Annotated in this window: 5 protein-coding genes and 2 pseudogenes; 4 read left to right on the top strand and 3 right to left on the bottom strand. The window is 73.2% G+C overall.

Annotation, left to right across the window (positions count from 1 at the left end; all coding sequences use genetic code 11):
- The 3 genes and pseudogenes from ABZ885_RS33965 to ABZ885_RS33975 all read right to left on the bottom strand — a co-directional run.
- Positions 1-93: pseudogene (locus ABZ885_RS33965) on the bottom strand (GNAT family N-acetyltransferase); the annotation flags it as partial.
- Positions 80-568, bottom strand: a pseudogene (locus ABZ885_RS33970) (protein kinase); the annotation flags it as partial. The pseudogenes ABZ885_RS33965 and ABZ885_RS33970, both read right to left, overlap by 14 nt.
- A 277-nt stretch (positions 569-845) precedes the next feature.
- The gene (locus ABZ885_RS33975) at positions 846-1,769 is read right to left on the bottom strand and encodes a LysR substrate-binding domain-containing protein (RefSeq protein WP_360197403.1); all 924 of its coding nucleotides are present in this window, start codon (positions 1,767-1,769) and stop codon (positions 846-848) included.
- A gap of 96 nt (positions 1,770-1,865) precedes the next feature.
- Here ABZ885_RS33975 and ABZ885_RS33980 point away from each other — a divergent pair, with 96 nt between their 5' ends.
- The 4 genes from ABZ885_RS33980 to ABZ885_RS33995 all read left to right on the top strand — a co-directional run.
- A complete protein-coding gene (locus ABZ885_RS33980) occupies positions 1,866-2,570 on the top strand; it encodes a succinate dehydrogenase cytochrome b subunit (RefSeq protein ID WP_360197406.1) in 705 nt (234 codons plus the stop codon).
- The gene (locus tag ABZ885_RS33985) at positions 2,567-4,510 is read left to right on the top strand and encodes a fumarate reductase/succinate dehydrogenase flavoprotein subunit (RefSeq protein ID WP_360197409.1); all 1,944 of its coding nucleotides are present in this window, start codon (positions 2,567-2,569) and stop codon (positions 4,508-4,510) included. The genes ABZ885_RS33980 and ABZ885_RS33985 overlap by 4 nt, the downstream gene beginning before the upstream one ends.
- Positions 4,507-5,244, top strand: a complete 738-nt coding sequence (locus tag ABZ885_RS33990) for a succinate dehydrogenase/fumarate reductase iron-sulfur subunit (protein WP_360197411.1) — start codon at positions 4,507-4,509, stop codon at positions 5,242-5,244. The genes ABZ885_RS33985 and ABZ885_RS33990 overlap by 4 nt, the downstream gene beginning before the upstream one ends.
- A gap of 310 nt (positions 5,245-5,554) precedes the next feature.
- On the top strand, positions 5,555-5,828 hold a 274-nt coding region (locus tag ABZ885_RS33995; protein WP_360197414.1), incomplete at its 3' end, for a hypothetical protein.

The raw sequence follows: 5,828 nt of genomic DNA on the forward strand, positions 1-5,828 counted from the left end.
GTACAGCTCGGCCTCGCTCTGGTAGCCGAGGTACTGCAGCTTGAGGATCTGCTCCGCGTCCCCGGCGTCCGCCGCCGAGATGATCACGCTCATGCACCACTCCGGCCTCGTGGGCGGCGGCCAGGCCCAGCAGCGAGCCCTTGAGGACGACCAGGGCGGCCTCCGGGGTGGTGGCGCCCTCCGCCTTGAGCAGGTCCCGCAGCGCGATCCCGTCCACCAGCTCCATCACGATGGCCGAGCCCCGCTCGCCCTCGACGTACTCGTAGAGCCGGGTGACGTGCGGGGAGTCGATGGCCGCGAGGACCTCGGCCTCCTCGCGCAGGGCGGGCGTGCCGACGGAGCCGTGGAGGTACTTGATCGCGACGGGGGTGCCGGTCTCCCGGTGGCGGGCCAGCACGACCCGGCCGCTCGCGCCGGCGCCGAGCTCACGCTCGTGGAGGTAGTCCGGGAGCTCCCAGGGCCGCGCGTCCTCGACCGGCGGCCGCTCGTCCCCGGTCATCGGGACGTCGTCCGCGGGGGCGCTGCCGCCCCCGGTCCGTCTGCCGTCCTGCTGCGTCCCGTCGTCCATCGCGTCGTACTCCCCTGACTGCCTGCTCGGCTCTTGCGGCGACGCACCATACGGCACCGCGGGCAGTGCATGGGACGCGGCCCGGGAACAGTGGGTTCCGCGCGGGGTGGTCCGCTCCATCACGATTCGGGTGCTTCGCACACCATGCCAACGATTCGCTCGTCCGGTCGTACGCGGACCCGTCCCACGAGGCCGCCGGGCCCACCCCTTCGCCGGCCTCACCCCTGCACCGGCCCCACCACGGCAGGCTCGGCGCAGCGGCCTCACGCGCCGGGCTTCACGACAGCAGCAGCCGCGTCCCCGGCGGCAGCGCGCCCGCCCCGGCCCCGTCGCGCAGGTGCGTCAGCAGGGTCCCGCGCAGGGCCGCCGCCGCCCGGGTGAGCGGCACCTCGTGGCCGTGCGCGACGGCGATGGTCCGCCCCAGCCCCGGTCCGGCGAACGGGGTCACGGCCAGCCCCGAGCGGGCCGCCACCATGCCCGGCAGCACGGCCGGCCCGAGCCCGGCCCGGACGAAGCCCAGCACCGCGTCCATCTCGCCGCCCTCGACCGCGAACTCCGGCTCGAACCCGGCCGCCCGGCAGGCCGCCAGGGTGGCCTCGCGGAGGTCGTAGCCCTCCCGGAACATCACCAGGGGCCGGTCCCGCAGGTCCGCCACCCGGGCCTTGCGCCGGGCCCGTTCCCCGGCCGAGACCAGCACCAGCTCCTCGTGCAGCAGCTCGGTGACCTCCAGCGCCGGTGCGGCCTCCCCGCTCGGCGGGGTGATGATCAGCGCGAGGTCCAGCTCCCCCGCCGCCAGCGACCGGACCAGGTCGCGCGAGCCGCCCTCGCGCACCATCAGCGCCACCCCCGGGTGGCGGTCCCGGAAGACCCGCAGCACGTCCGGCACCAGGCTGGTGCACAGGCTCGGCGGCGCCCCCAGCCGGACCCGGCCGCGGCGCAGCTGGACCGTCTCCTGCACGGCCAGCCGGGCGCTCTCGGTGTCCGCGAGGATGCGCCGGGCCAGCGGCAGCAGGGCGTCCCCGGCGTCGGTCAGGGCGATGTTGCCGCGGGTGCGGTGGAACAGCTCGGCGCCCAGCTCCCGCTCCAGCGCCCGGATCTGCTGCGAGAGCGACGGCTGCGCGACGTGTGCCGCCTCGGCCGCCCGGGTGAAGTGGCGGGTCTCGGCGACGGCCAGGAAGTACCGGAGTTGCTGGAGCTGCACCCGGCCAGGATAGGCCGCCCCGATAGGCCCCGGCTATCGTCGCGAGCCGCATCATGTCTTGGACGCACCCTGGCGGGCGTCCCTACCGTGGCAGTCATGACAACCGCGACTCGGACGGCCCGGCATCCGTCCACCCTGGCGACCCTGTGGCGGTCGACCGTCGGCAAGAAGGCGGTCATGGCCGTCAGCGGACTGGTCATGCTGCTGTACCTGGTCGCGCACATGCTGGGCAACCTCAAGGTCTTCTTCGGACCGGACGACATCAACGGCTACGCGGCCTGGCTGCGCACGATCGGCCAGCCGTTCCTGGGCCACGAGTGGTTCCTCTGGATCGCCCGGACCGGCCTGCTCGCCGCAGTCGTCCTGCACGGCGTGGCCGCGTACCAGCTCAGCCGGCGCGACCTCGCCGCCCGGCCGAGCAAGTACGTGCACCAGCGGCGGCGGGCGAGCTACGCGACCCGGACGATGCGCTGGGGCGGGGTGATCCTGGCCCTGTTCATCGTCTGGCACATCCTCGACCTGACCACGCTCACCGTGAACCCGGCCGCCGAGCACGGCCACCCGTACCAGAACATCGTGGCCTCCTTCGGCACCTGGTACAGCTGCGTGGTCTACATCCTCGCGATGCTCGCGCTGGGCCTGCACATCCGGCACGGGTTCTGGAGCGCCGCGCAGACCCTCGGCGCCAACAACGCCCGCCGGGACGCGGCGTTGAAGCTGACCGCCAACGGCCTGGCGCTCGTGCTGACCGTGGGCTTCCTGTCCGTCCCCGTGGCCGTGATGACCGGAGTCGTGAAGTGAGCTACCTGGACTACACCGTCGGCGCGCCGGTCGCCGACACCAAGGCCCCCGCCGGGCCGATCGAACAGCGCTGGGACCAGCGGCGGTTCGAGGCCAAGCTGGTCAACCCGGCCAACCGGCGCAAGCACACCGTGATCGTGGTCGGCACCGGCCTGGCCGGCGGCGCGGCCGGCGCGACGCTCGCCGAACAGGGCTACCACGTCGTGCAGTTCTGCTTCCAGGACTCTCCGCGCCGCGCCCACTCGATCGCCGCCCAGGGCGGCATCAACGCCGCCAAGAACTACCGCAACGACGGCGACTCGGTCCGCCGGCTCTTCTACGACACCGTCAAGGGCGGCGACTTCCGCGCCCGCGAGTCCAACGTCCACCGGCTCGCCCAGGTCTCGGTGGAGATCATCGACCAGTGCGTCGCGCAGGGCGTCCCGTTCGCCCGCGAGTACGGCGGCCTGCTGGACACCCGGTCCTTCGGCGGCGTGCAGGTCTCCCGCACCTTCTACGCCCGCGGCCAGACCGGCCAGCAGCTGCTGCTCGGCGCGTACCAGGCGCTCTCGCGCCAGATCGCCGCCGGCAACGTGGAGATGCACGCGCGCACCGAGATGCTCGACCTGCTGGTGATCGACGGCCGGGCCCGCGGCATCGTCGCCCGCGACCTGGTGACCGGCGCGGTCTCCACCCACACCGCCGACGCGGTGGTACTCGCCAGCGGCGGGTACGGCAACGTCTTCTACCTCTCCACCAACGCCAAGAACTCCAACGCCACCGCCGTCTGGCGGGCCCACCGGCGCGGCGCGCACTTCGCCAACCCGTGCTTCACCCAGATCCACCCGACCTGCATCCCGCGCTCCGGCGACCACCAGTCCAAGCTCACGCTGATGAGCGAGTCGCTGCGCAACGACGGCCGGATCTGGGTGCCCCGGGCCAAGGGCGACACCCGGCCGCCGGCCGAGATCCCCGAGGCCGAGCGGGACTACTACCTGGAGCGGATCTACCCCTCCTTCGGCAACCTGGTGCCGCGCGACATCGCCTCCCGGGCCGCCAAGAACGTCTGCGACGAGGGCCGCGGCGTCGGCCCCGGCGGGCAGGGCGTCTACCTGGACTTCGCCGACGCGATCCGGCGGATGGGCCGCGACGCCGTCGCCGCCAGGTACGGCAACCTGTTCGACATGTACGAGCGGATCACCGCCGAGGACCCGTACCGGGTGCCGATGCGGATCTACCCCGCGATCCACTACACGATGGGCGGGCTCTGGGTCGACTACGACCTGCAGACCACCGTGCCCGGCCTGTTCGCGATCGGGGAGGCCAACTTCTCCGACCACGGCGCCAACCGGCTCGGCGCCAGCGCGCTCATGCAGGGCCTGGCGGACGGCTACTTCGTCCTCCCGCCGACCCTCAACGACTACCTGGCCCGCAACCCGCTGCCCGCCGTCCCCGCCGAGCACCCGGCGGTCGCCGCCGTGGAGGCCGAGGTCGAGGACCGGCTGAACCTCATCCTCGCGGTGAACGGCGACCGGACGCCCGACTCCTTCCACCGCGAACTGGGCGAACTGCTCTGGGACGAGTGCGGCATGGCCCGCGACGAGGCCGGCCTGCGCCGGGCGCTGGAGCGGATCCCGCAGCTGCGCGAGGAGTTCTGGCGCCGGATCAGGGTGCCCGGCACCGGGCAGGAGCTCAACCAGTCGCTGGAGAAGGCCAACCGGCTGGTCGACTACTTCGAACTCGCCGAACTGATGTGCCTGGACGCCCTGCACCGGGCGGAGTCCTGCGGCGGCCACTTCCGCACCGAGAGCCAGACCGAGGACGGCGAGGCCGCCCGCCGCGACGAGACCTTCTCCTACGCCGCCGCCTGGGAGTTCACCGGCACCGGCACCGCCCCCGTCCTCCACCGCGAGCACCTCGACTTCGAGTACGTCCACCCCACCCAGAGGAGTTACGCGTGAACCTCACCCTGCGCATCTGGCGCCAGGCGGGCCCGGACGCGGCCGGCTCGATGACCACCTACCAGGTCACCGGGATCAGCCCGGACATGTCCTTCCTGGAGATGCTGGACACCCTCAACGAGGAGCTGATCACCCGGGGCGACACGCCCGTGGCCTTCGACCACGACTGCCGGGAGGGGATCTGCGGCGCCTGCGGCATGGTCATCAACGGCCAGGCACACGGGCCGGAGCGGACCACCACCTGCCAGCTGCACATGCGGCACTTCGCGGACGGCGACACCATCGACGTCGAGCCGTGGCGGGCCTCCGCCTTCCCGGTGGTCAAGGACCTGGTGGTGGACCGGTCCGCGTTCGACCGGATCATCGGCTCCGGCGGGTACATCACCGCCCCCACCGGCAGCGCCCCCGACGCGCACGCCACCCCGGTGCCCAAGGAGACCGCCGACACGGCCTTCGAGCACGCCGAGTGCATCGGCTGCGGCGCCTGCGTGGCGGCCTGCCCGAACGGCTCGGCGATGCTCTTCACCTCGGCCAAGGTGGTCCACCTCAACGTGCTTCCGCAGGGCGCGCCGGAGCGGAAGTCCCGGGTGCGGGACATGGTCGCCGCGATGGACGCCGAGGGCTTCGGCGGCTGCACCAACACCGGTGAGTGCGCGACCGCCTGCCCGAAGGGCATCCCGCTGCCGAGTATCGCGGCGATGAACCGCGAGTTCCTCCGCGGCGCCTCCGGCTGACCGCCGGCGGCCGACGCCGCCCGCCCGGCCCTCCTCCGGGGGCGCGCGCAGTCCCGCCGCGCGCGCCCCCGGAGGAGTGGCGGTTCGTCAGACCGGTGCTCCGGCCTCGGAATCCGCGCTACGGTGGTCCCCGCGCCAAGGAGGGTCATATGCCTGAGGTTCAGGCCTGTACCGGGTGTGGTGGGTCCGGGGGGACCCAGAAGACCGAGGCAACGGTCGAACTGGACGAGGAAGGGAGCATGGTGGCGAAGCTCAACACCTTCTGGTCACCATGCGGTCGGTGCCACGGATCCGGGACGGTGCTAGTCGGATGAGGTTGGTCTTCGAGTGCGTCGAGTGCGGCAGCCACTACCTGCCGCCGGAGGAGATGGTGTACCCGGACGGGCCCGCGTCGCCCGTCTGGTGCACGCCCTGTCACACGGGCAAGCGGGCGGCGGGCGTCCACGAGGACCCGCTGCTCGCCCGGGTGGCGCTGGCCGCCGCGCGGGCCGCACTCGCCCGGCGGGCCGCGGAGGAGGCGCCCCCCGCGCGCTCCGACGTCCGGCCGTCCCGGCCCCCGCGCTCGCGCCGCGCCCGCTCCGGGC

It is taken from the genome of Kitasatospora sp. NPDC047058, from assembly GCF_040643935.1.
Classification (GTDB): domain Bacteria; phylum Actinomycetota; class Actinomycetes; order Streptomycetales; family Streptomycetaceae; genus Kitasatospora.